The organism is Bdellovibrio sp. HCB290 (genome assembly GCF_047305925.1).
GTDB lineage: Bacteria > Bdellovibrionota > Bdellovibrionia > Bdellovibrionales > Bdellovibrionaceae > Bdellovibrio.
In genome coordinates, this window is the sequence record NZ_CP178620.1 from 3,274,990 (window position 1) to 3,296,679 (window position 21,690).

25 protein-coding genes are annotated in these 21,690 nt (G+C 47.0%); 13 read left to right on the top strand and 12 right to left on the bottom strand.

Features of this window, described 5'->3' with window-relative positions; genetic code table 11:
• Positions 1–7: 7 nt before the first annotated feature.
• The 3 genes from ACLVWU_RS15950 to pal are packed head-to-tail and all read right to left on the bottom strand — an operon-like array spanning position 8 to position 1,527.
• The gene (locus ACLVWU_RS15950) at positions 8–703 is read right to left on the bottom strand and encodes a tetratricopeptide repeat protein (protein WP_413575878.1); all 696 of its coding nucleotides are present in this window, start codon (positions 701–703) and stop codon (positions 8–10) included.
• On the bottom strand, positions 700–1,011 hold the full coding sequence (locus tag ACLVWU_RS15955) for a DUF4398 domain-containing protein (RefSeq protein WP_413575879.1): 312 nt from the start codon (positions 1,009–1,011) through the stop codon (positions 700–702). Before ACLVWU_RS15955 ends, ACLVWU_RS15950 begins: the two co-directional genes overlap by 4 nt.
• Before the next feature lie 15 nt (positions 1,012–1,026).
• Complete coding sequence (gene pal / locus ACLVWU_RS15960; protein WP_413575880.1) at positions 1,027–1,527, bottom strand: peptidoglycan-associated lipoprotein Pal; 501 nt, start codon at positions 1,525–1,527, stop codon at positions 1,027–1,029.
• Between the two features lie 356 nt (positions 1,528–1,883).
• Here pal and ACLVWU_RS15965 point away from each other — a divergent pair, with 356 nt between their 5' ends.
• From ACLVWU_RS15965 to ACLVWU_RS15995, 7 genes are all read left to right on the top strand, one after another.
• On the top strand, positions 1,884–2,627 hold the full coding sequence (locus tag ACLVWU_RS15965) for a hypothetical protein (protein ID WP_413575881.1): 744 nt from the start codon (positions 1,884–1,886) through the stop codon (positions 2,625–2,627).
• 138 nt (positions 2,628–2,765) lie between these two features.
• Complete coding sequence (locus tag ACLVWU_RS15970) at positions 2,766–3,278, top strand: hypothetical protein (RefSeq protein WP_413575882.1); 513 nt, start codon at positions 2,766–2,768, stop codon at positions 3,276–3,278.
• Positions 3,279–3,420: 142 nt separating this feature from the next.
• Positions 3,421–3,696, top strand: coding sequence for a Flp family type IVb pilin (locus ACLVWU_RS15975; protein WP_413575883.1), 276 nt, complete (start codon positions 3,421–3,423; stop codon positions 3,694–3,696).
• A complete protein-coding gene (locus ACLVWU_RS15980) occupies positions 3,668–4,075 on the top strand; it encodes a hypothetical protein (RefSeq protein ID WP_413575884.1) in 408 nt (135 codons plus the stop codon). Before ACLVWU_RS15975 ends, ACLVWU_RS15980 begins: the two co-directional genes overlap by 29 nt.
• Positions 4,072–4,773, top strand: a complete 702-nt coding sequence (locus ACLVWU_RS15985; RefSeq protein WP_413575885.1) for a hypothetical protein — start codon at positions 4,072–4,074, stop codon at positions 4,771–4,773. Before ACLVWU_RS15980 ends, ACLVWU_RS15985 begins: the two co-directional genes overlap by 4 nt.
• Positions 4,774–4,884: 111 nt before the next feature.
• A complete protein-coding gene (locus ACLVWU_RS15990; RefSeq protein ID WP_413575886.1) occupies positions 4,885–5,412 on the top strand; it encodes a hypothetical protein in 528 nt (175 codons plus the stop codon).
• Between the two features lie 8 nt (positions 5,413–5,420).
• Positions 5,421–6,293, top strand: a complete 873-nt coding sequence (locus ACLVWU_RS15995) for a hypothetical protein (protein ID WP_413575887.1) — start codon at positions 5,421–5,423, stop codon at positions 6,291–6,293.
• Here ACLVWU_RS15995 and ACLVWU_RS16000 read toward each other — a convergent pair.
• Positions 6,290–7,561, bottom strand: a complete 1,272-nt coding sequence (locus tag ACLVWU_RS16000; protein WP_413575888.1) for an amidohydrolase — start codon at positions 7,559–7,561, stop codon at positions 6,290–6,292. The genes ACLVWU_RS15995 and ACLVWU_RS16000 overlap by 4 nt on opposite strands.
• Positions 7,562–7,615: 54 nt before the next feature.
• Positions 7,616–9,826 carry a hypothetical protein gene (locus ACLVWU_RS16005; protein ID WP_413575889.1) on the bottom strand — a complete coding sequence of 737 codons (2,211 nt, stop codon included), beginning with the start codon at positions 9,824–9,826 and terminating at the stop codon, positions 7,616–7,618.
• A 194-nt stretch (positions 9,827–10,020) separates the two neighbouring features.
• Here ACLVWU_RS16005 and ACLVWU_RS16010 point away from each other — a divergent pair, with 194 nt between their 5' ends.
• From ACLVWU_RS16010 to ACLVWU_RS16020, 3 genes are all read left to right on the top strand, one after another.
• On the top strand, positions 10,021–11,130 hold the full coding sequence (locus ACLVWU_RS16010; protein ID WP_413575890.1) for a response regulator: 1,110 nt from the start codon (positions 10,021–10,023) through the stop codon (positions 11,128–11,130).
• Positions 11,131–11,206: 76 nt separating this feature from the next.
• The gene (locus ACLVWU_RS16015) at positions 11,207–12,514 is read left to right on the top strand and encodes a pilus assembly protein (protein ID WP_413575891.1); all 1,308 of its coding nucleotides are present in this window, start codon (positions 11,207–11,209) and stop codon (positions 12,512–12,514) included.
• A complete protein-coding gene (locus tag ACLVWU_RS16020) occupies positions 12,504–13,643 on the top strand; it encodes a CpaF family protein (RefSeq protein WP_413575892.1) in 1,140 nt (379 codons plus the stop codon). The genes ACLVWU_RS16015 and ACLVWU_RS16020 overlap by 11 nt, the downstream gene beginning before the upstream one ends.
• Here ACLVWU_RS16020 and ACLVWU_RS16025 read toward each other — a convergent pair.
• The gene (locus tag ACLVWU_RS16025; protein WP_413575893.1) at positions 13,549–13,974 is read right to left on the bottom strand and encodes a hypothetical protein; all 426 of its coding nucleotides are present in this window, start codon (positions 13,972–13,974) and stop codon (positions 13,549–13,551) included. The two genes, ACLVWU_RS16020 and ACLVWU_RS16025, sit on opposite strands and share 95 nt — an antisense overlap.
• Positions 13,975–14,127: 153 nt before the next feature.
• A complete protein-coding gene (locus tag ACLVWU_RS16030; protein ID WP_413575894.1) occupies positions 14,128–14,898 on the bottom strand; it encodes a DUF1266 domain-containing protein in 771 nt (256 codons plus the stop codon).
• A gap of 74 nt (positions 14,899–14,972) precedes the next feature.
• Here ACLVWU_RS16030 and ACLVWU_RS16035 point away from each other — a divergent pair, with 74 nt between their 5' ends.
• Positions 14,973–15,626, top strand: a complete 654-nt coding sequence (locus ACLVWU_RS16035; protein WP_413575895.1) for a DUF4097 family beta strand repeat-containing protein — start codon at positions 14,973–14,975, stop codon at positions 15,624–15,626.
• A gap of 25 nt (positions 15,627–15,651) precedes the next feature.
• Here ACLVWU_RS16035 and aspS read toward each other — a convergent pair whose 3' ends face one another.
• On the bottom strand, positions 15,652–17,481 hold the full coding sequence (gene aspS, locus ACLVWU_RS16040) for an aspartate--tRNA ligase (protein ID WP_413575896.1): 1,830 nt from the start codon (positions 17,479–17,481) through the stop codon (positions 15,652–15,654).
• 228 nt (positions 17,482–17,709) lie between these two features.
• Here aspS and ACLVWU_RS16045 point away from each other — a divergent pair, with 228 nt between their 5' ends.
• Both ACLVWU_RS16045 and ACLVWU_RS16050 read left to right on the top strand, forming a co-directional pair.
• Complete coding sequence (locus ACLVWU_RS16045; RefSeq protein ID WP_413575897.1) at positions 17,710–18,015, top strand: polyhydroxyalkanoic acid system family protein; 306 nt, start codon at positions 17,710–17,712, stop codon at positions 18,013–18,015.
• Between the two features lie 49 nt (positions 18,016–18,064).
• A complete protein-coding gene (locus ACLVWU_RS16050; RefSeq protein ID WP_413575898.1) occupies positions 18,065–19,195 on the top strand; it encodes an RNA polymerase sigma factor RpoD/SigA in 1,131 nt (376 codons plus the stop codon).
• Between the two features lie 10 nt (positions 19,196–19,205).
• Here the strand turns inward: ACLVWU_RS16050 and ACLVWU_RS16055 are convergent, their stop codons facing one another.
• From ACLVWU_RS16055 to ACLVWU_RS16070, 4 genes are all read right to left on the bottom strand, one after another.
• A complete protein-coding gene (locus tag ACLVWU_RS16055) occupies positions 19,206–19,517 on the bottom strand; it encodes a hypothetical protein (protein ID WP_413575899.1) in 312 nt (103 codons plus the stop codon).
• 103 nt (positions 19,518–19,620) lie between these two features.
• On the bottom strand, positions 19,621–19,953 hold the full coding sequence (locus tag ACLVWU_RS16060; RefSeq protein ID WP_413575900.1) for a hypothetical protein: 333 nt from the start codon (positions 19,951–19,953) through the stop codon (positions 19,621–19,623).
• Positions 19,954–20,122: 169 nt separating this feature from the next.
• Positions 20,123–20,671, bottom strand: a complete 549-nt coding sequence (locus ACLVWU_RS16065; protein WP_413575901.1) for a transposase — start codon at positions 20,669–20,671, stop codon at positions 20,123–20,125.
• Positions 20,672–20,903: 232 nt separating this feature from the next.
• On the bottom strand, positions 20,904–21,689 hold the full coding sequence (locus ACLVWU_RS16070) for a FliA/WhiG family RNA polymerase sigma factor (RefSeq protein ID WP_413575902.1): 786 nt from the start codon (positions 21,687–21,689) through the stop codon (positions 20,904–20,906).
• Position 21,690: the final 1 nt, after the last annotated feature.

Here is a 21,690-nt window from a genome sequence, read left to right on the forward strand (position 1 = left end):
TTTGCTCTTATTTAATACCCTTCAATCGGATCTTAGCACGGCGAGCTTCATCTGACTTAGGAAATTTGCTTAAAACCTCATCAAAAAAGGTTTTAGCTTCGTCTTTCATGCCCAACTCCTGGAAGGACACGCCAATTTTGTAGGTCGCATCCGCAAAGTGAGTCCCCTTCGGAGATTCATCGCGGTATTTTTGGTAAGACAAGATCGCCTGTTTCCAGTCCTTTTTATTGAAGTGCTCTTGAGCCACTTCATAGGAACCGCGTTTGGATTTTTCTACGGCTTTTTCAGCGGCCGCTTTCTCTGTTGCCGCTTTTTCGGCAGCTTCCGCAGCCTGACGATTCGCATTCATGGCATTAAGGACAGCGGCCTGCTGGTAAATCTGATTTTCCATTTTGGTCAGACTTTCCTGCAAAACCTCGACTTTTTTGGTCAATACTTCATTTTGCTGTTGAGCAGCCTTCAGTTGTTTTTCCAGGTTGGCGTTCTGCTGGCTGTTTTCAACCACATCCAGACGGCCATTCAGGGCACGCATTTGCTCCTGCAGATCAGTAACGCGTTCACTGGCATCAGCATTTGCACGTTGCATGGTTGTTACTTGAGATTGATAGACTTGGCGTTGTTCATTGTTGCGAACGTCATTACGAGTTTGCAGACAGCCGGTCATAAATAGAGAGATAGCAGCCAAGGTAACAAGTAACTTCATAAAATGTCTCCGGTCTTTTGACGAATCAAACGGGCTGAGTTCTCTGCTTTTTCAGCAGCGAAGCGAGCTCTTATAAATTGTTCTTTAGCGCGGGCATAATCACGGTCGTTATAGAAAATTCGACCTTTACGGTAGGCTTCTTCGGCCTGATGCCAGTAACCTGGCGAATGACGGGCGGCTTGAACTGAACGGGCTGCATCGATAGCAGCCCGTGCAAGTGAGTAATCCTCGATGGGCGCAGGGACCGTCTGGCATCCAACCATCACCGAAAAAATCAAAAATCCGATGAATAATCTGGCCAAAATCACTGTGCGCCCTTCTTACTACTGAGCTGGTACGAAGTTAGCGCGGCGGTTTTTACCCCAAGCTTCTTCAGAATCACCATTAGCTACTGGTTTTTCTTTACCGTAAGAGATAGTGCTCAAACGGTCAGCTGCGATACCCAAAGATACCATGTAAGCTTTAACTGCGTTTGCACGACGCTCACCCAAAGCAACGTTGTATTCGATAGTACCACGAGAGTCACAGTGACCTTCGATTTGTACTTTTACGTTACCGTTCTTTTTCATCCACTCAACGTTTGTTGCGATGTCTTTTTTAGAATTCGCATCAAGGCTGGATTTGTCGTAACCGAAGTGAACTGTTACTAGTCCATCGATTTTACCAGAATCAGAACCTGCTGGATCAAAGCTCATTGGCGTTGATTCAATTGCAGTGTTACCAGTTGGTGAAGTTTGAATGTTTGCATCTGATTGAGTTTGTTTACCTTTACAACCAACTACCATTGCACATGCAACAAGACCGAAAGCCAATTTACGAACCATGATGTCCTCCTATGAAGTTCATATAATTTACATTAAAAACTTTAATTTATAGCGGCTCATTGTCAAAGCTTTTGCTTCCTTTGAGTGTGTTGCGTTGATGTAAATGTTATGGACTGAGACAGAAATGTGCAGATTCTTTCGTTTAGAGTCTTTGCTAGCAGTGAAAGCCTTCGATGAATTGCCCTAATGCCAAGCAGCAGGACCTTTGTCACTCGCCCATCTCTTTGGCTCAAAAATTGAAGTTTTCCTAAGATAGAATGAAGAAAGTAAACCATTGCCGCATAATTCACTTTTGGGAAATACCCAAGGTGCCCATATTGGGCTCGATCTGTCAGCCTTCGACAGGGAGTCTCACTATGAGACACTTGCTGGCGATGCTTCTGCTGATGGTTGGATTTTCATTCAACGCCAAAGCAGCTCCCCTTTGCTCCAAAGTTTTCGTTGAATCCAGAATTTCAGCCCCCCTCATCACCAAGCGTGTGGCGGAAAACGACTTCACCACAAACCGCGGTCTCGAAGACTACGCTTTGGAGTTGCATCCTGATTTTAGAATGAGCCTTTCAAAACTGAATGCCAACCAGCACTGGGTGGACTTGGGGGCTGGAAAAGCCACAGCCCAGATTCAATTTTTAAAGTCCTTCAAAAACAAGAACACAATGCCACAGATGACAGCCGTGGCCTTCAAACTGGATCGCTGGTTCAAGCCGCCCTCGTTTGATGGAAAATTAAAAGTGCAAGAAGGCGCTTTCGAATCCATGCCGACCGAATCCTGGCAAAAAACGGATCTGATTACCGACTTATATGGCGTCCTTTCCTACACAGCGGATTTTTCCGGAGCCCTACAAAAATCTGTTGATATGCTGAATATGCAGGGCGAGCTTTACTTCCTCGCACTGCCTTGGGGTTATCAATTCAACAAAGGCCCTGCACAGCTGGGACTTCCCGAGTTTCTGGAAGGTATTGAAGGTCTGCGAATCGAGCAAACTCGTCCGGGACAATTTAAAATCACCAAAACCCAAGAGTCGGTCACGATTCCGCGCTTGGAGCTGGTTCGCTATACGGATCAGGCTCCCCCACTTCGCGTTTTCAGCTTTAAATAGGCCACACTACCAACACCCCACCATGCGTCGCACCGAGCCAAACCGCTCTACCTTGACAAAGAGCGCAGTCCCCCAAGATTATTGAGAATAATGACAACTAGCGGCCAGGATGCTGCTTATTGTATTGGGGGGAAGTCGATGGAAAAAATCAGCTGGATTAAAGAACTTGTGAAGGCTGAACAGCAGATGGAAGAGTCAGGGCTTGTGGACATGAGCTTTGGTTTCGATGCTGACAAGATCATGGTCGGCGAATCGATCCAGTTCCTTCTAGCTTTGAAGACAGAGTTCGTGGACTCTTCTTCGGCGTTCAACGAACTAAAGCCATCCGCTTTGGGTCGCATCAAGATTTACGGCATCGCAAAAACTCATGCTGACTTCATGTTGTTCCGTAACGGCTTTAAAATGATCTTTTCATTAAAAGCCCCAGGACAAATCAGCGTTCGTTTCAATTTTATCGGGACAAACTACATTCCAACTCCAGGTGCTACTGACGCTCAAGCCACAACTACAAATGTTATGGATGAGCACGTTGTTGAAGCCAAATGGGGCGCCTTCGGTGAGTTGGTATGGACTTACCAAAACCAACCAGTGAAGCTGGAATACATGGTTCGCCACTATCTGACCTTGTTCATCAAGGAAAGTTCAAAATAGATTTCCAAAAGGGAGCCCTAAGCTCCCTTTTTTTTTAATCCAAAATAACTCCGACCCTGTCCGGAATGCGGGACCAGTTCTTCATTTACCTGCGCACTGAATCCGTCCACCCCTTGCAATTGCCTCCCTATGGAGGTTCGTTATGATCAATTCAAATAAAACTATTAAGAATAACAAAGGCCAGGGACTGATCGAATATTTGATCATTGTCGCCATCGTCGCGGTCGGCAGTATCGCCGTCATCAAACTTGTGGGCGCCAACATTGACGTTCAGTTTGCCAACGTCGCCAAAGCCCTGGGTGGTGATTCCGGAAAAATCGCCGCAAAAGAAGTCACTGATGGAGTCTATAAAAAACGCGACTTCGGTAATTTCTTCGACGATGCCGTCAATGACAAGTCTTCAAAAAAAGGTCACTAAGGGACAAGGGCTTCTGGAAACCATTCTGGTTTTACCGGTGGCTCTGGCCTTTATCGTCTTGCTGTTTTACACCAGCTATCGCGCTATGATTTATTTCTATGCAGATCATGTCTTGCACGAAGCCATGATCTGCACGGACGCGGACTCCCTTTCATCCTGCGAAATTGAGTTTCAGAACCAAATCAGACCACTGATGCTAAGAAATGAGCAGGTTCAGATTCAACTTTCCAAATCCGGATTTCTGAAGACCGCACGAGTGAATGGTGAAATTCAAATTAAGTCCAATGTACAAAATTTCGGATTTTCATTCTTGAGAATTCTTAATGCCGGAATTCACATTAAGAAGCAGATGAGCTTTCCACTTAAAGGCTTCCGATGAAAAAACTAAATCAAAAAGGTTTTGCTTTGGCATTGATGGTGCCTCTGTTGCCCGTGATTCTGGCTTTTGGCTTGATGTCTTACATGGCCTTGGGCTTCATGCAGTTGGATCAAAAATTCAAATATGCCTGCCGAACCGGGGGACTGGCCGGGCAGGAAAAAGCCGGAAAGCAGATCGAGGCACTATTAAAACTAAATCCCCAGGCCCAAAAACTGATCGATAGACTCAGACAAGCCGAATTGGAGCAACGAGCAGGAAGCCCTAAGGCTGCTGCCAAAATATTGGTCATCACGGGTTTACAGTCCATTCTGCGCATTCGCCAGGAGCAAATAATTCTTCAGGGAAACCTGGCTCTGCAATCGGCTCAACAGAACATGGCCCAAAAGCTTCGCCAAGTTCGGACGGAAATGAGCGACTATGACAGTCTTTATTCTTCTCAAACAGTCATTTTTTCACGGTTGGCTCCACGCTTGGCCGTCTCCCCGGACAGTTCGGACATTGCTCCGACCTTTCGAACACTTCCCGACATCGAAAATCGGCAGGCTTTGGTGCAGAACTGGCAATACCATCTGCGCACTCCCCGACACTTACGGGGATTTCTAAACGGCGATTTTAGCTTTAAGAAATCTTGCTCGGTCACAATAACGGAAAAGGGAAATTCATGGCTGCCAAAAATTCAAAGGGACAGATTCTTATAGAAACCTGTCTTTTCATGTTTTTTGTTCTTCTGATTTTCTGCATTGGTTACAGCAAGTTTCAAGCAACTAAAAACCCGCGCAGCACCAAACACTATCAGGGGACCAAAAGTTATGAAAATATTAAACACCGAAATAACCAGTTCCAGTTTTCAAAAAATATCTCTCATTAAACACCTGGCTGAATTGAAATTCGAACACAAACTCTTGGTCGCGGGCTTCATCATCCTGGGTGCGATTACTTTTTTAAACCAAAAGCCCGAACCTCAGGAAATCCCGCCAACCGAAATCAAACCGGAATCCGTCGACACATTTATTCCGCGCGGCCTGGTGCTGATCCCGCTGGAACTGGCGAACGCCGAAGCTCTTGGCTCCATCATCGGTGATATGGGAGGAGTCGTGGATCTTTACCTGGCTTCCGATGAAAAACGCAGCGGCGGAATCATCGTCGCTTCAAGAGTGAAGCTGGTGCGCGCTCCCCGCAATCCGGATCAATTCGCGGTGTTAGTCAGGGAAGCTGATGGCAGAAAAATTCTGCAAAAAAACGGCCCCTTCTTTGCCGTCGTTCAAAATCCCGATGTGCGTGGCGCAAATCTGGCGAAGGAAAACCAGAACTCTGTAAAAATTGAATACTCAAACTAGGAAATATTATGAAACAGTTGATTTGCTTTTTTATCGCATGCTTTGCGGCGACCGATGGTTTTGCAAGCGGAGTCGTCATTCAGGCAGCAGGCGCGAGTCCCGAAAGCTATCTGGCTTTTCTGAAAGAACATCCTTCGATGAGGTCCCACAGTCAGTATCAATCGGAAAAACAAAAAGAGAATCCCCGTCAGGAGGAAGACCTGTTCAGAATCGCTGAAAATCTTGAAACGGATCCTGGTTTTCTGATTGCGAAGCTACAAACTATCAACAATAGCGGAGCACTCAGCCCGACTTCCTTGAATTTCCTTTTTGACCTGACAACCAAATTATTAGAAAGATCCGACTTCAAGAACAATTCACAGATCAAGACGATGAACTGCAAGGTCCGTGGTTTGCTGGAAATCCCCATGGAAAAGTGCCGCAAAGTTCAGGTGGACTTCCAATCCATCAGCAGACAATGGCCATTTGCTTCGGTCTTGATGGTTGAGTCTTCTGCTTTTTTATTGGGCGCAGTCAACCATTTGGAAATTTCAGAGGAAGCCATTTATCAATTCACATTGTTGTCAGATACACACAAGAACGTGGTATTCAAAGGAACCTATACGCAATTCATGCAACAGCAGTTTGCTGCAGAACTGTTGGTTGAAGGCGAATGTCGCAGATTCGCATCTAACATCGAAGACTTTCAAATTATAAATTCAGGCTCGGCATTTTTTAACAAAGACTGCATTCAGCCAATCAACAATCCGAAAACATCTTCCTCATTTGGCGAATGGGTACAAGGTAACAAGGCTTGGGTTTATCCTGCAGGTTTACTGCTAATCGGAGGCGCCATCGCCTACGGAATGAAAGACAAAACTTTGGTTATCACCAAACCCTAAAGACCTAAATCCAAAGTTTTTCCATCAAAGACAACTTCCTGGATTTTGTCTCCGTCAATGATCGTCCACGAATCTGTGTAAGTCGCATCCGGATGCCCGTGATAAACACTAAGATCGCCGGTAAAACGCTTGATGCGATCTTTGGGGCTTTCTTCCAAAGCTTTACGATTTGCAAAGAACGAAGTGGGTTCAATCGGGCTGTCGCACCCAAAGGATATCGGAATTTGTGCATTCTTAAGTGCTTCCCAAGGGAAAGCATATGAATACAGTCCGCGCAGTTTTTGCTGCAACCACTGACGATCACTCAACCAGTGGCAAGGTTGCATATGGCAGCGCACATGCAAGGGTTTCATCATCTGAATTGTTTCCGGACGCAAGACTTGCGCATGCTCAAGATTAAGTCTGCCCACAAATCCCTGTGCGGAAACTTTGCGCGCCAACTTCACCATCTGGTGCGCAGCCTCATCGCCAATAGTGTGAACGGAAACTTCCAATCCTGCAGCCCAGGTTAACTTCAGCAACTCTTCAGCATCTTCCAAAGACCACAGGGTCTTTCCGAAGTTATTACCTTCACCATTATAAGGGCGCGACAACAAAGCCGTCTCAGAACCCAAGGAACCGTCATAGAAGAACTTAATCCCTTTGGATCTTAGCAAGCGACTTGGAGTTTTTCTTGCCATCAACACCGAGGCAATTGCGGCATCCACTTGTTTCAATTCATGAACTGTGTGGTTTTCTTCAATCGCCAGAGTCAGCTCATTCGCTTCTTCCATCTCGACTAGAAGATTCCAAAGCGAGTCGGTGCAGGACATGTCCCGAATATGCGTAAAGCCCGCACGGTTGTACAGCTTACATGCACCAAGAATTTGCTGACGCTGTTGAGCTTTGGCAAAGGGAGGAATTCTTTCGAAACTTTGCAGATGGTCTTTTTCGGAAAGCAGGCCGGATTCTGATTGCAACCCCAGCTCTTTAAGGGCTGCCGAATTCACCCATGCCGTGTGGCCGTCGGCGCGACACAGATAAACAGGATAATTAGGAAAGACTTCATCCAACTGCTGTTTGGAAGGAAGCTTTTTATCGGCCCACTTGTTTTCATCCCAGCCGAAACCAACTAACCAGCCGCCACGAAACGCGGTCTTATCCTGTAAAGAAACGTAGCGAATGGATTCCGCGCTGGGCAGATCAAATAACATCAACCCCGTGGCGAATTCGCCCGTTGCTAAAAAGTGAGTGTGGCTGTCGTAAAGACGTGGGATCTTTAAATGCATAAGGCCCTCTGTTTTATCAGAGGGCCTCACATTATTTAAGTTTTATATTTTAAATTAGCGACCCGTGCCGACGCCAATACCCGTCCCAGTATTACCTGTTGGAGCTGGGATACCACCGCCCGGAACCGTTACGCCTCCACCAATTGGTGTTGTCGCTGTGTTGCTGCCACCCATGATCACGCCACCTGGCATTGTCGTCGTAGCAGAGCTGAATGCCCCACCTGGATAGTAACCAGATGAACCCGAACCACCAATGTAACCTGTATTACCCGTATAGGCACCAGATTGGATGTAATAAAGCTTTTGCTGCAAGTTCATGATCTCTGAAACAACGCTTTGGGAGGCCTGTTGGCGTTGCATTTGCTGTTGCATGTAAGCTTGCTGTTGCGCCATCGCAGATTGGTATTGTTGCATCTGCATTTGCATCATTTGCTGTTGCATTTGCATCATACCCATATCACCCGCGTAACCGCTGGTCATTGCTCCACCGTATGTGCCCATACCGCCTGGATATGCCATACCGCCTGGGTAAGCCATTCCACTTTGGTAACCCATGCCACTTGGATAAGCCATGCCTTGATACCCCATACCACTTGGGTATGCCATACCGCCTGGAAATGCATTAGCGAAACCACTAGCTACACCACCATAACCAGCGCCTGGGTAAGCCATGCCATTCGGGTAAGCCATGCCATTCGGGTAAGCCATACCATTCGGGTAAGCCATACCACCTGGGAATGCATTGGCGAAACCACTAGCTACACCACCATAACCAGCGCCTGGATATGCCATACCATTTGGGTAAGCCATGCCATTCGGATAAGCCATACCACCTGGGAATGCATTAGCGAAACCACTAGCTACACCACCACCACCTGGAAATGCCATACCACCCGGATATGCCATGCCGCCTGGGTAAGCCATTCCACCTTGGTAGCCCATACCACCTGGATACGAACCAATGAAACCATTCGCCATACCATTCACGAAACTCATACCGCCATTTGCGTAAGGACCAGCGCCCATACCCCATGGACCAGCAACGCCGCCCCAAGGACCCATGCCCGGAGCATAAATACCACCACCCATTTGAGCGTATGGATTCATCATGCTCATGGCATATGGATTACCCCACATGCCCGTACCGTTTGCGCCACCATATGGACCGTATATTCCATAAGGACCGCCGTTTTGACCGTAACAACCAAAGCTACCAGCGCCGATACCGCTGGACATTTGTGCACCATAAACACCACTGCCACCAGCGAATGCCTGAGTCAGGCCCGTCGCCATATAAGGCATGCCCATCATCCAATAAGGAGCTGGATTCATCGGATAACCAAGATTTGCAGCTGCATCTACAGAATATTCATTGGCTTGTTTACCCATGTACATACCAAGGACACCCATACCGACGTTTGCGATAACACTCGTCCAGTCAGTCTCTGGCTTCACATAGCGATAGCCATTACCTGAAGCCGCACAGTCACCAGTCGCACAAGTACCAGCTTCGGTTTCACCGCGCTGAGCAGCTTGTCTTGCATCAAGTGCATCTTTACGAGCATCTTTCAAATCGTCTTTTGCATACTCGATCGAACGATCAATAGCTTCGATTTCGGTACGAAGTCTGTTCGTTTTTTGAATAGTTTTACTGTAAGAGGTCAGGGCCGTCTTACATTTATCTGTATTACCAACACGACGATCTTTGTTTTGGAATTTTGGAGTTACGCAAACCGCAGGATTTACGGAACCACGCTCAGCTTTGTTACAGACATACTGTTTTCTAGCCGTACCATTCCACTCATTTGGAGTGAAGTTCCCTGCGTTGGATTTTCCAACTTCGTCACCTGAGTTTGCCGATCCTTCATCATCGTCTTCGTCCACATCAGCTGACACAATCGAACCCTCTGGCATGTAACCTTGATACTCATTGCAAGAGCGTTCATTATCCATGTGTTCATAAAGAGTTGAGGCATATGATGGTGCAACGACTTCATCGATATCGCGTCTGGCATACTTCAAATCACGCTCTGCTTTTTGCAGTTCACGTTTCTTTTCAGCTTTATCTTTTTGCGCTTGAGCGATGGATTGCTGAATCTCAGATACTTTATCATCTTCAGATGTCGCAGCCGCACCGGCACCATAGTTATAAGGACATGCCTGCATACCACCGGCAACTCCCACACCATACAACTGAGCTTGTGCATTCACAGCAAAACCCAACACAATCGTCAGTGGGGCTGCTACGCGAATCCATAATTTCATACTCGATCTCCTGAAAATAATAAGCACTATTCGTTTCACTTATCGTCAGAATTAGACTGAGACTTGACTCAAAATCGATCACTCCGGACCAAAATATGAGTAAACTGGACCAAGCTCGTCGTCCTCCATGACAACTAAAGTACTTCTCGAAAATACTTTGCACTCGTACATTTCAAATCCTACACTACCTTCATATGAGCAAGCACACAATTCTTTGTGTTGACGATGAAATCGACAATGTCGAGGCTTTGGAACGGTTGTTTCGCAAGAAATATACTGTACTAAAGGCCACGTCTGGAAAGCAGGCCCTGGAAGTTCTCGACCAACATCGAGGCCCCTTGGCTTTGATCATCACCGATCAACGAATGCCCGAAATGACTGGTGTCGAGTTTTTAGAAAAAACTCTGGAATCCTATCCTGAAACAATTCGCATTCTTTTGACGGGCTACACAGATCTTGAATCCATCATCACAGCCGTAAATAAAGGTCAGATATTCCGTTATCTGACTAAGCCTTGGGACCCCGTAGATCTGTCAAACACCGTGGATCACGCTGTGGAAAGATACGAACTGGGACAGCAATTGAAATCGCGCAACTCGGAATTGGCGAAAGCCCTGGAAGAGCTGAAAAGCCTGGACGTTGCTAAATCCAACTTCATGATTCTGATCAATCATGAATTGAAAACTCCGCTGACTTCGATTTTAAGTTTCTCGGCTTTGCTAAGCGAGTCTTCTTTAACTGACGAAGACAAACTTATGGTGAATCGCATTTCACGAAGCGCCGACCGTTTGAAAAGTCTGGTCGACGATGTTTTACTAATCGTTCGTGCCGAAACAAATCAACTTAAGATTGATGTTCAAAACGTGGCGTTCTCGGAATTCGATGAACTTCCGAAGGAAGTTGTGAATCTGTTGAATCAAAAGCAACTTACGATCAACAGTGAGATCTCTTCAACGGGTGTTCTGGCGGATGTGCGACTGGTTAAACAAGTCATGCAACGCTTGATTCACAATGCTGCGAAATTCGGTCAGGAAGCCAGCGAGATCAGCGTGAAAGTGGCAGCGGATGGCAAAGTGGCGCGTTTTTCAGTTTCCAACAAAGGCCCTCACCTTTCATCGCGTGTGATTGATAAGATCATGAAACCGTTTTACATCGATGAAGATGTCATGCACCACTCAACCGGTACTGGCTTAGGCTTAACGATCTGCCAGGCGATCCTGAAAGCCCACCACTCCCAGCTTCAATTCGACAATACGGATCTGGGAGTGAAGGTTTTTTTCGAACTTCCGCTGGCTAATCCGTAGACTGTCCGGATCTCGTAGGTTCATCCAACCATGAACCTGCGAGGCCTGCGCCTTAAGCTTGCTCTAGCAGGCTCCCATGAAAACTTTCACCTTTATTTTCACTATCTTAATTGCAATCACCTCTCCAGCCGCCCCTACTGAAATTATACTTTCATTGGGAGAATCCACGTCCCTACCTTTGAATCCCCGGTCTTCTGTTTGGATTCAGGATCGCGCCCTCCTGAAGGCTGAAGCAATTGGATCCCGCCTACAGCTAAAAGGTGTCAGCGAAGGACTTACAAATGCTCGCATCGATGAAAAGCTTTATCGCATTCAAGTGTTACATCCCGCAAAACGTGCCGCGTTTTCTGATCTGCGACGTCATCTTTCCAAGTTTGTGGGTCTGAACGTCGAAGTGGGAGACGGGGATTTGCTTGTTACGGGACGACTGTACCGCATGCAGGACTGGATTCGCCTTGGTGAATCGTTAAAGTCTTCCGGCGCCTCTTATCAAATGAGAGCGGTCCTTTCACCTGCTTTACAAAATGAAAGTCAGCGGTACTTCAATGATCTGCTGGTGAAAGCCAAAATTCCGCCGCAATCAGTGGTGTTCATTCCATCGCCGGAAATTCGTGCTGCCGGTAGCGACACTTTGATAAAGAAATATGAAAAGCTATTTCGTCCTTTTGGTATCACAGTTATCAAAGATCAAAGCAGCATCGACATCGCCCCCACAGTTAAAGTGCAAATCACGGTGGCGGAGGTAAAACGCTCCAGTCATTTGAATTTTGGAGTTCGATGGCCAGATTCTTTTAAAGCCACTGTTCTTGGAAACGGAGACATTGACTTCGCCAACGCTGAATTCTTCGCAAGCGCCTTTGAAAAAGACGGCCATGGAAAAATTCTGGCAAGTCCAAACATTATCTGCCGGAGTGGCAACGAAGCTGAATTCTTAGCCGGTGGCGAATTCCCGATCAAAATCATGAACTACAAAATTCAGGATATCGTCTGGAAAAGATATGGCATCCTGTTGCGAGTTCGTCCACGTGCGGATTCTAGCGGAAGAATCAGTCTTTCACTAGAAACTGAAATTTCAACTATGGACGAAGCCACCGGAGTGGATGGTGTTCCGGGTATTCTTACGAATCGCGTCTCAAGTCATTTCGATCTGACTCGTCCGCAAACGATTGCTCTATCAGGATTGTTGAAGAATATCGACAGCAAGACTTCAAATGGAATCCCGGGGCTATCCAAACTGCCAATCCTTGGGGCCCTTTTTTCCAGCAAAGATTATAAGGAAGACCGCTCTGAGTTGGTGATATTTGTTCGACCTACGATCATGAATGAAAATGAAAATATCGATTCTTCACCACAACACGTTGGACGCATTCAAAATGAACAGTAATTTGACATACATTTTTCAGGATCTGCAAAGCAAGATTCAGAACATCCCGTTGAACGAGTTGCTACTTTCTCCTGACGAGGAATCCTTGTTACGCTCTCAAAAGATGGATCAGCTTATTCAGCAGGAAACTGCCGCGTTGGATTCACACCTGGCGCAACGGATTCGGGATGAATTTTATTCCTGGGGACCACTGTGCACTTTGATGGAGGATGAATCCATCAGCGAGATTCTGGTCAACGGCCCCGAAAACATCTGGTTTGAAAAAGGTGGAACACTTCAACAGCACACAGACCAGTTCCTCTCAGATATAAGCTTTCGTAATTGCATCGAACGCATGTCACAGAATGCAAAATGCTTTGTCACGGTAGAGCACCCCTCTGCCGACAGCAGTTTTGGGGATTTTCGTCTAAGCATCATCGGCTCAGAGCTGACGCAGTCCCATCCCCACCTTTCGCTACGACGCCATCCCAAAAATCCTTGGACGTTCGCGCGACTTAAAGATCAATCCTGGTGCCGTGATACTGATATCGAAATATTCAAAAAGCTAATTCGCGAAAGGAAAAACTTTTTGGTCATCGGATCCACTGGTTCAGGAAAAACATCCGTTCTGAATTCTTTGTTGAATCTTATGAATCCCAATGAACGCGTCGTGGTGATCGAGGACACTGCTGAAATTGCCCTCCCCAATAGCGCCAGTATGAAATTGCTTACTCGCGAGGACCCGCAAGGAATTTTACCCGGTATAGATCAAACACAATTGGTGAAACGTTCGCTACGATTAAGACCGGATCGACTGGTTATGGGAGAAGTGCGTGGAGCCGAGGCGAAGGATTTTTTAATGGCACTGGCCACAGGACATGCGGGAAGCTTTGGAACTTTGCATGCGCAAGATGCCGCACAGGCATTGATTCGCCTGGAAATGCTGATTCAAATGGGGGCCCCGCAATGGAATCTCACTGCTATCCGCCGTCTGATTCAGCTCTCGCTCGACTGCATACTTGTCGTCGGCCGAGAGCCATCAGGCTTAAGAGTTTTTAAAGGGGCTTATCGACTTTGCTCTCTGGAAGACCATGGCTTCCTTGTTGAGCCGCTGGAGATGACTGAGGGAAGAACTCTTCCGCCTTACTGACGTTCTGGAAGGCTTCTTCCGAACGAGTCACTTCCGCGTTGTCGCGAGCGATGGACTTAGGATTTGTGAAGAAGGACTTATTCAGATCCTCGATCACTTTCTTTTTGCTCATCTCAGGTGTTTTGTAGCTGATCGGTGCCTCGGGGGTCGGCAGTGCACCTGATTGGCGCATTTCTTCCAATTGCTTACTAAGTTGGACTCGGTCCCCCAAAGAATTTCTTCCCTGCGGACGACCCATCTCAGGTGCCCCTGGTCGCGCCGGTTGAGCCGCAGCTGTTTCAACCATCTTCATCCTAGGACTAGCTGGTAAAATTCCGCTGATCTTTTCCATACTCACACCTCCGTGTGCTTTATCGAAAAACCATCCATGGTTTTCCTTATCCTGCGTATCGGAATAAAACGTATCAGCTTGAGACCTCGAAGCCCTTTCTGGACTTCCGTATAGTAATCGGGCGCTTTTAATGCCCCTTTTAAGGTGTGAAGCCTATGACAAGGGATAGAAATTCCAAGGACTGGCCGGATGCCCCAATAAGCGTTCGCAGATCTTCTTCACCAAAGGATCTTCACTTCCCGACCAGAACGTACGACCGATTAGAAAGCTTTGTGCGAACTCCATCCAGTTTGAAAACTTTCCGTCAACAATGGGAGCCATTTTTAGAATATGCGCCCAAGCCTCATTGTCATCCAGATATCCTGCGATAAAACTTAAACGAACCAGGTGTACAAATCTAGCTGCATCCCAGGCCAGAATGCCTGGCTCCCCCAAAAACTTCAGAGTTCTTTGAATCCACATCGCCAGTTTTTGATAGTCTTCATCCGACATTTGCGCCGGCTTGTCTTCGCTGAAATCGAAAGAGAACACCTGCTTGAACTTTTCCAAAGTATGCGCATTTAAGGAACCATCGGCGGGAACTAACCCACGCAGAACATTGAACTTAACACGATGACCCTGTTGGCGAATGTCTTCCAGGTTTTTTAAGGCATCTTCCCGACTTTTAACTCCCCAGAATTCTTCTAAGATCTCAACACATTCAGCTTTGATTTCATCGCCCCAGTTCAGATCCAGTCGAAAGAAATACTCCCCGACTTCATCCAGAACTTGTTCTTTGACTTCAGCGGCCAACTCCTGACCGTCGATCAGGTCTGAACCGATAATCTCATACAGATCGTCGAGAAGATGATTTTCTTCAATAAAAACCGCACCCATGCACATCATGTTTTTTTCTAGCGTTGTTTCCGGCAAAACTCTTTGCATGGCGTCTCCTGTTCATATCTGTGTCTTATTCAATTACGTTTCTTTGTCATTTTCAATGTGATAAACGTAAAGTCATGCTTAAGAAAATACTGATGGGCATGATCGCCCTGTTTTTTATTTTTATTGGTGGAATGATCATTTTGATCGGATACACGATCTACAATCCCGATTCGATATTTACGGCATTCAACAAGGTCACCCAATTCGTTGTACGGGACCAGGACTATAAAGAGCAGGAAGAGTATTTCCTCCAGGGAATTAAAAGCATTCACATGCAAAGCGACCGCATGCCTATCCATGTTCGCACCTACAACGGTTCCACAATGAAAGTCCTGATCGAAGGCATGGCTCCGCGTTTTGAAAAAGGACCCTATGTTTTTCAAGTGGCCGACGCAGAAAACATCAAACTGGAACTTCAGGAACCCGTATCCGCACATTGGTTTCATCTGAACATTAACGGCGAAGAGTACACCGAGCAAACTGAATCCAAACTAGTGGCGACAGTTTATCTGCCAGAAAAATATGCGGGCCGGATGCAGGTGGAAACACACAGCGGCAATGTGCACTTCACTGTCGATAAGAATCAGATTTTTGAATTTGATTTGAAGTCCGAAAGCGGGGCTATCGAAAACAGCGCCCAGATGAATCCCCAGGCGGCAAGTTCTCCGGATCAAGTGGCCAAGATTCAAATCCTGACCACTTCCGGGAATATAAAAGTAACCAACTAACCGAAGCAACGAAGGATCCGGCCGTTTAAGCCTCGCTCTTGCCCTCTTTGGCTTTATCAGCCAGAGTTTTTTCAGCAAGTGCGCTTAGACGAACACCCACCTCTGCCAACTGATCGTTTTTAACTTCGCTTGGGCAGTCTGCCATCAAGTCAGTCGCCTTCGCCGTTTTCGGGAATGCGATAACTTCGCGAATAGCATCCGTTTCACAGAGAAGCATAACCAGACGATCCAGACCCCAGGCAATGCCACCATGCGGAGGTGTTCCGTATTTCAAAGCTTCCAGGAAGAATCCAAACTTGTGTTCAGTCTCTTCTTTACTCATGCCCAACAGACGGAACATGGCCTGTTGAATTTCGTTGCGATAGATACGGATAGATCCGCCACCCATTTCGTAACCGTTACAAACAAGGTCATAGGCTTTTGCCAAAATCTTGCCATAAGCTTCTTCATTCGTACCCAACAAATCATCAAATGATTCGTCTTTTGGAGACGTGAATGGATGGTGACGAGCGACCCAGCGCTTTTCATCCGGAGAGTACTCAAGCAATGGGAAGTCCACAACCCACAAGAATTTGTAAGTTTTAGTGTCGATAAGATTCAGCTCTTTACCCAAGTGCAAACGCAATGTCGATAGAGCCGCGCAAGCGATATCGAAATCATCACCGACGATCAAGGCACAGTCGCCTTTTTGTGCGCCAGTTGCTGCGAAGATCTCGGCCAATTTTTCAGGCGTGAAGAACTTGGACACTGGAGAAGTCAATGTGCCGTCAGCTTCAGATTTGATCCAAACCAAACCTTTTGCACCCGCACGTTTCGCCATATCTGTCAGCTTATCGAATTGACCACGAGAGTAAGCGCCACCTTTTGGAACCGCGATACCACGGACAATCGCACCACGAGCCAATGCATCGTCGAATACTTTAAAACCGGAACCTGTCACGATGGATTTCAAATCTTTGATCTCCATACCGAAACGTGTGTCTGGCTTATCGATACCGTAACGGTCCATCGCATCCTGGTAAGTCATGCGCGGGATCTCACCCACATCGATGCCTTTGATCTCTTTCCAGATCATGCGCAACATTTTTTCATTCATCGCCATGATGTCTTCCTGATCAATGAAAGACATTTCCATATCGATTTGCGAAAACTCTGGCTGACGGTCCGCACGCAAGTCTTCGTCACGGAAGCAACGGGCGATTTGGAAATAACGATCGTAGCCGCCAATCATCAAAAGCTGTTTCAAAGTTTGCGGAGACTGAGGCAACGCATAGAAAGTTCCCTGGTTCACACGTGAAGGAACCAAATAGTCACGGGCACCTTCCGGAGTGGATTTGTAAAGAATCGGAGTTTCCACTTCAAGGAATCCATTGTCAGACAAGAAACGACGAACCACTTGCGCCACTTTATGACGAGTGATCAGGTGTGATTGCAAACGCTCCGTACGCAAATCCAAATAGCGGTACTTCAAACGCAGCATTTCGTTCACGTTGTTGTCACCCGCTTGGAACGGTGGAACTGCAGATTCATTTAGAATTTCGCAACGAGTGGCTTCGATTTCAATCTCGCCCGTTTTGATTTTTGTATTCTTCATGCCGTCAGGGCGCGCGCGCACGATACCTTCAACAGCTATAACGAACTCACCACGCAGATTTTTTGAAGCTGCAGTTTCAGCTTTATTCGGATCCAGAACTACTTGAACGATGCCTTCGCGATCGCGCAAATCAATGAACACCAAGTTCCCGTGATCGCGTCGCACATCGACCCAACCCATCACCACAACTTTTTGTCCAACATTAGCAGCCGTCATTTTGCCGCAATAATCAGTTCTCTTTAGATCCTTAACAAATTTCATGGAAAGCCCTTATCAAAGGAAAGAACGCCCGGATTCATCCCAAGCATCCAGAAATACTCTCATTTCCTGAAACGAAGGTCAAAACCCAACGCACCAGCTTAAGCGCGGCCAAAGCCTAGTAAAGCTCGGAGCCTAAACCCTTCCCATCCCCCAAACCCCCGCTATATACTTGCACTGAGCATTGCGAAACAACTCATAGAGCAAGCAGTACGTAGAAAGGACCTAACAATGCCTAAGTTCACGATTAATCACGATTCCTCTCACCCCGCGCCGGAAGCCTACAAGAAAATCAAAGAATTTTTAGCAAACGACCTTGATATTCGTAAATTCGATCCCAAATTGAAGTGCGATTTCAGTGATGGAACGATGAGTTGCAAAATGAACGGCTCCCAGTTCAAAGCGGACATGAATGTTGCCGCTGCGGGCAATGGCAGTAAGGTGTCAGTGACCGTGGATCTGCCATTGATGCTGACTCCGTTCAAAGGTAAAGTTCAGGAGACTTTGGAAAGAAAGCTCGCCAAGTATCTGGCTTAAGTTAAGCCTGTTCCTTGGGAACAAATTTTCTGGGGCTTAAAAAGGTTGTATGGCAAAAACCAAGGCGAAATCTTCAAGTACGTTGAAAGACAAAAAGGTTACGGCTGCTTCCAAGGAAGCCAGCTCCAAAAAACCTGCGCCTAAAAAATCAGCCAAGGCTGCCGTTGAACCTAAAAATGTTGTTGCAGAAATCGTTGATGACGAATCGGCTTCCGACATGGATCATGCCGAAGCCGACAAAGCCTACGCAGTCCCCTCTTCACACGATGACGACATTGATGTTATCGAACCTGAAGAAAACATCAAACTTCCTGTTATCGACACCTCCAAAGCACTGACCTCCTCCGACCCTTTGGCGATTTACTTAAATGAAATTCGCAAGTATCGGGTCCTGACCAAGGAAGAAGAACAAGCTCTCGCCAAAAAGTATTTTGAAACCAAAGATCCTGAAGCGGCCCAAGCGTTGGTCAAAGCCAATCTTCGCTTCGTCGTCAAGGTTGCTGCTGAGTACTCCAAGTTTGGTGCAAAGATGATCGATCTTATTCAGGAAGGCAACGTGGGGTTGATGCACGCGGTTCGCGAATTCAATCCCTACAAGGGTGCCCGCCTGATCACATATGCCGTGTGGTGGATCAAAGGTTACATTCAGGAATATCTGATGCGCCAGTATTCGATGGTGCGAATTGGTACGACTCAAAATCAAAGAAAACTTTTCTATCAACTGCAAAAAGAAAAGAACGCCTTGGATGCCATGGGTATCGAACCCACCACAGCTTTGATCAGTTCTCGATTGGGAATTCCGGAAGAGGAAGTTCGCGACATGGCCATGCGTATGACCGGTCGTGATGTCAGCTTGGATAAACCTGTGGATGAAGACTCCGGAACCAGCTTCGGGGATCTACAAAAAGGCCCGGGTGACCAACTGCCTCCGGATGAACAGCTTGCCAAGCAGGAACAACTGGAAATTCTTAAAAGTACAATCGAACAGATCCGCCCGGAACTGTCTGACCGCGAAAAGATTATTCTGGATGAGCGCATCTTGAATGACGAGCCTTTGACATTGCAGGAAATTGGCGAAAAGTACGGGATCACTCGCGAAGCCGTCCGTCAGATGGAGGCTCGCCTCATGAAAAAGATCAAATCAAAAATGGAAGAAGATGGAGAGGAAGACGACGAGTAGGTCGGCACCCTTAGAATTGCCACTCCAAGTTCGCTACCATTTTTACCTTATTCTGAGTCTGCCCTTTGAAATCATCCAACGCCAATTGGCTTTTGAATTTACAATTCATTTTTTTAACTCGCTCCACCCAACTTAACTGCACTTCCTGAACGTCGACTTCAGGTTTAGCATCGTGGTGATAAATCACGTCAGTGTTCAATTTTTCAAGACCGGCTGAGCGCCAGTTCACCCGGTAGGCCGCCATGGAGGCCTGTGCTGCGGTTGCTTGAAGGATTAAGAAGAAGCCTGCTAAGATTGTGATTATTTGAATTACTGTTTTCATGTATCTAATACTACCGGAGCGATGCGGAAACCACTCACTCACATTCAAATGGTTTCCGGACATACTCCAAGTTTCTTGCAGAACAAAAATCCAAAGCCCCACCTTAGTGGAATTGGGATGGAACCTCAGATCCCCGAACCTCGCCATCCGGTTGATCCTGATCTATACGAAGGGCTCCTCCCGAAGAAGGCTTGCAATCCTTACTATGGTTTTCAAGTTTTGCGAGATCATTCATTTTCGTGATCTGAGACTGATCAGGACAAGGCATCACACCGGGTCGTTTAAACATTCCATTAGGCGCACGTGAAGCTCGCTGCGCTTCAGGAGAGTTGCTATACTCGTTTATCAGCTCATCTGAATGAGAAGGCATCGGCGCCGCCCAGGATACGCTGCCCGAAACAAAAAGCATCGCTAAAATCATAATCGGAGTTCTCATAAAAGCCTCCTATCAACACCACCATCATACCACCCTTCACGAAAAATACACTTTCTCTGCCACCCAACACACCACTGCTCCCTTTACCCAAAAGTCCAGTCCATCCCCCACACGCCCCACTAGGGGGTATCGGTCATGTCGCGTTTTTTACTCGCCCCGGGGGTATCGGTCATGTCCAAAGTTCCCGCAGTTGCTCCTCACTTAAACCACGTAGACGTGTTTTGGAATACGGACGCCCCAATGCCTCTTTCTCATTCAACTGAATGTAATTCCGCACAGTCTGATAGCCCTTATATCCCTTCACCACCCGGGTAAACGGACGGTACAACCAAACACTCGCCCCCTCCCTCCGCTTCGTGAAGGTATCGGTCAGGGTTTGCGCAAACTGCCCAGCCACCACTCTTAGAAAACTTTGAATCCTCGAGCGCCGACTTCCCCGCAAGAGGATGTGCACATGATCACGTTGAATGGAAAACTGTTCGACTCCCACATAGAATTTTGCAGAGTACTTCTTCATCAGTGCAGTCATCAAAGCAAAGTTGCGTGGTGAACGAAGCCCCCTCTTCACCACAAACTTGTTCACTTTAAAAACTAAGTGAATCGGATCTTTGGAGGACAGTGGCCGAGCCCCTCTCCCTTTGGAGGAACGACGAAGTGTGCCTCCGTAGGAAAGATTGTTGTAAATCGTTGTAAATGTTTGTTGTCGCGATTGCCGCATGACCGATACCCCCGGGAATAGTCGCGAGGAGCACTGTGCAGGGAATGGACCGTTACGTGCCGGGGGTTTGGGATGTATGAGGTGCATTGAATCCGATAAGCAGACGAGGACCGGCCATGACCGATACCCCCAGCTCCCCCAGCGGCGGTGCGGAGGAGGAGTGAGGAGGCATAAAAAAACCGCCTGGTGGTGGCCTGGCGGTTTTTCGGTTTGATAGAATTTTTTAGAACAATTAAGCGACTTCGAGTTCGCCGGCGCCGATGGTGGCTGCTAGCTTGGCACGAAGGCGGGTTACTGCCTGAGCGTGAAGTTGGGAGACGCGGGATTCTGTCACTCTTAGAACCTGACCGATTTCCTTAAGATTCAAATCTTCGTAGTAGTACAAAGAAAGAACCAAGCGTTGTCTTTCTGGAAGTTCTTCGATCGCCGTTGCCACAACCTCTTTGATGTTTTTCACATTCAATTGGTTGAAAGGGCTGTTCGTGCGGGAACCTTCCAAAATATCCATGATGGATTTTTTGTCTGTGTTACTGAAAGTAGTCGCCTGATCGATTGGCAACAAGCTCACCGGGCGAACCTGATTTACCAGATCATGGAATTCATCGATATTCACGTTGAGGGCTTTAGCGACTTCTTCGTCCGTAGCGGCACGGCCCAAGTCAGCTTCCAATTGAACCATTGTGCGATCCAAAAGTTTTGCCTTGTCACGGATTGAACGTGGTACCCAGTCCTGAGCACGAAGCTCATCCAGGATGGCACCGCGGATACGGAATTCAGCGTAAGTTTTAAATTTATTGTCGCGAGTGGAATCGTATTTTTCGATGGCATCCATCAAACCGATAACCCCTGCTGAAATCAAGTCATCCAATTCGATGTTAGAAGGAAGTCTAACGGCGATTTTCTGAGCGATAAATTTAATAAGTGGAGCGTACTCTCTAATAAGATCGTCTTTTTTAGTCGGCGCGAGCTGACGTGGCTCATCCTTGTACTTCTTCAACAAAGCCGCATTTTTCCCCATA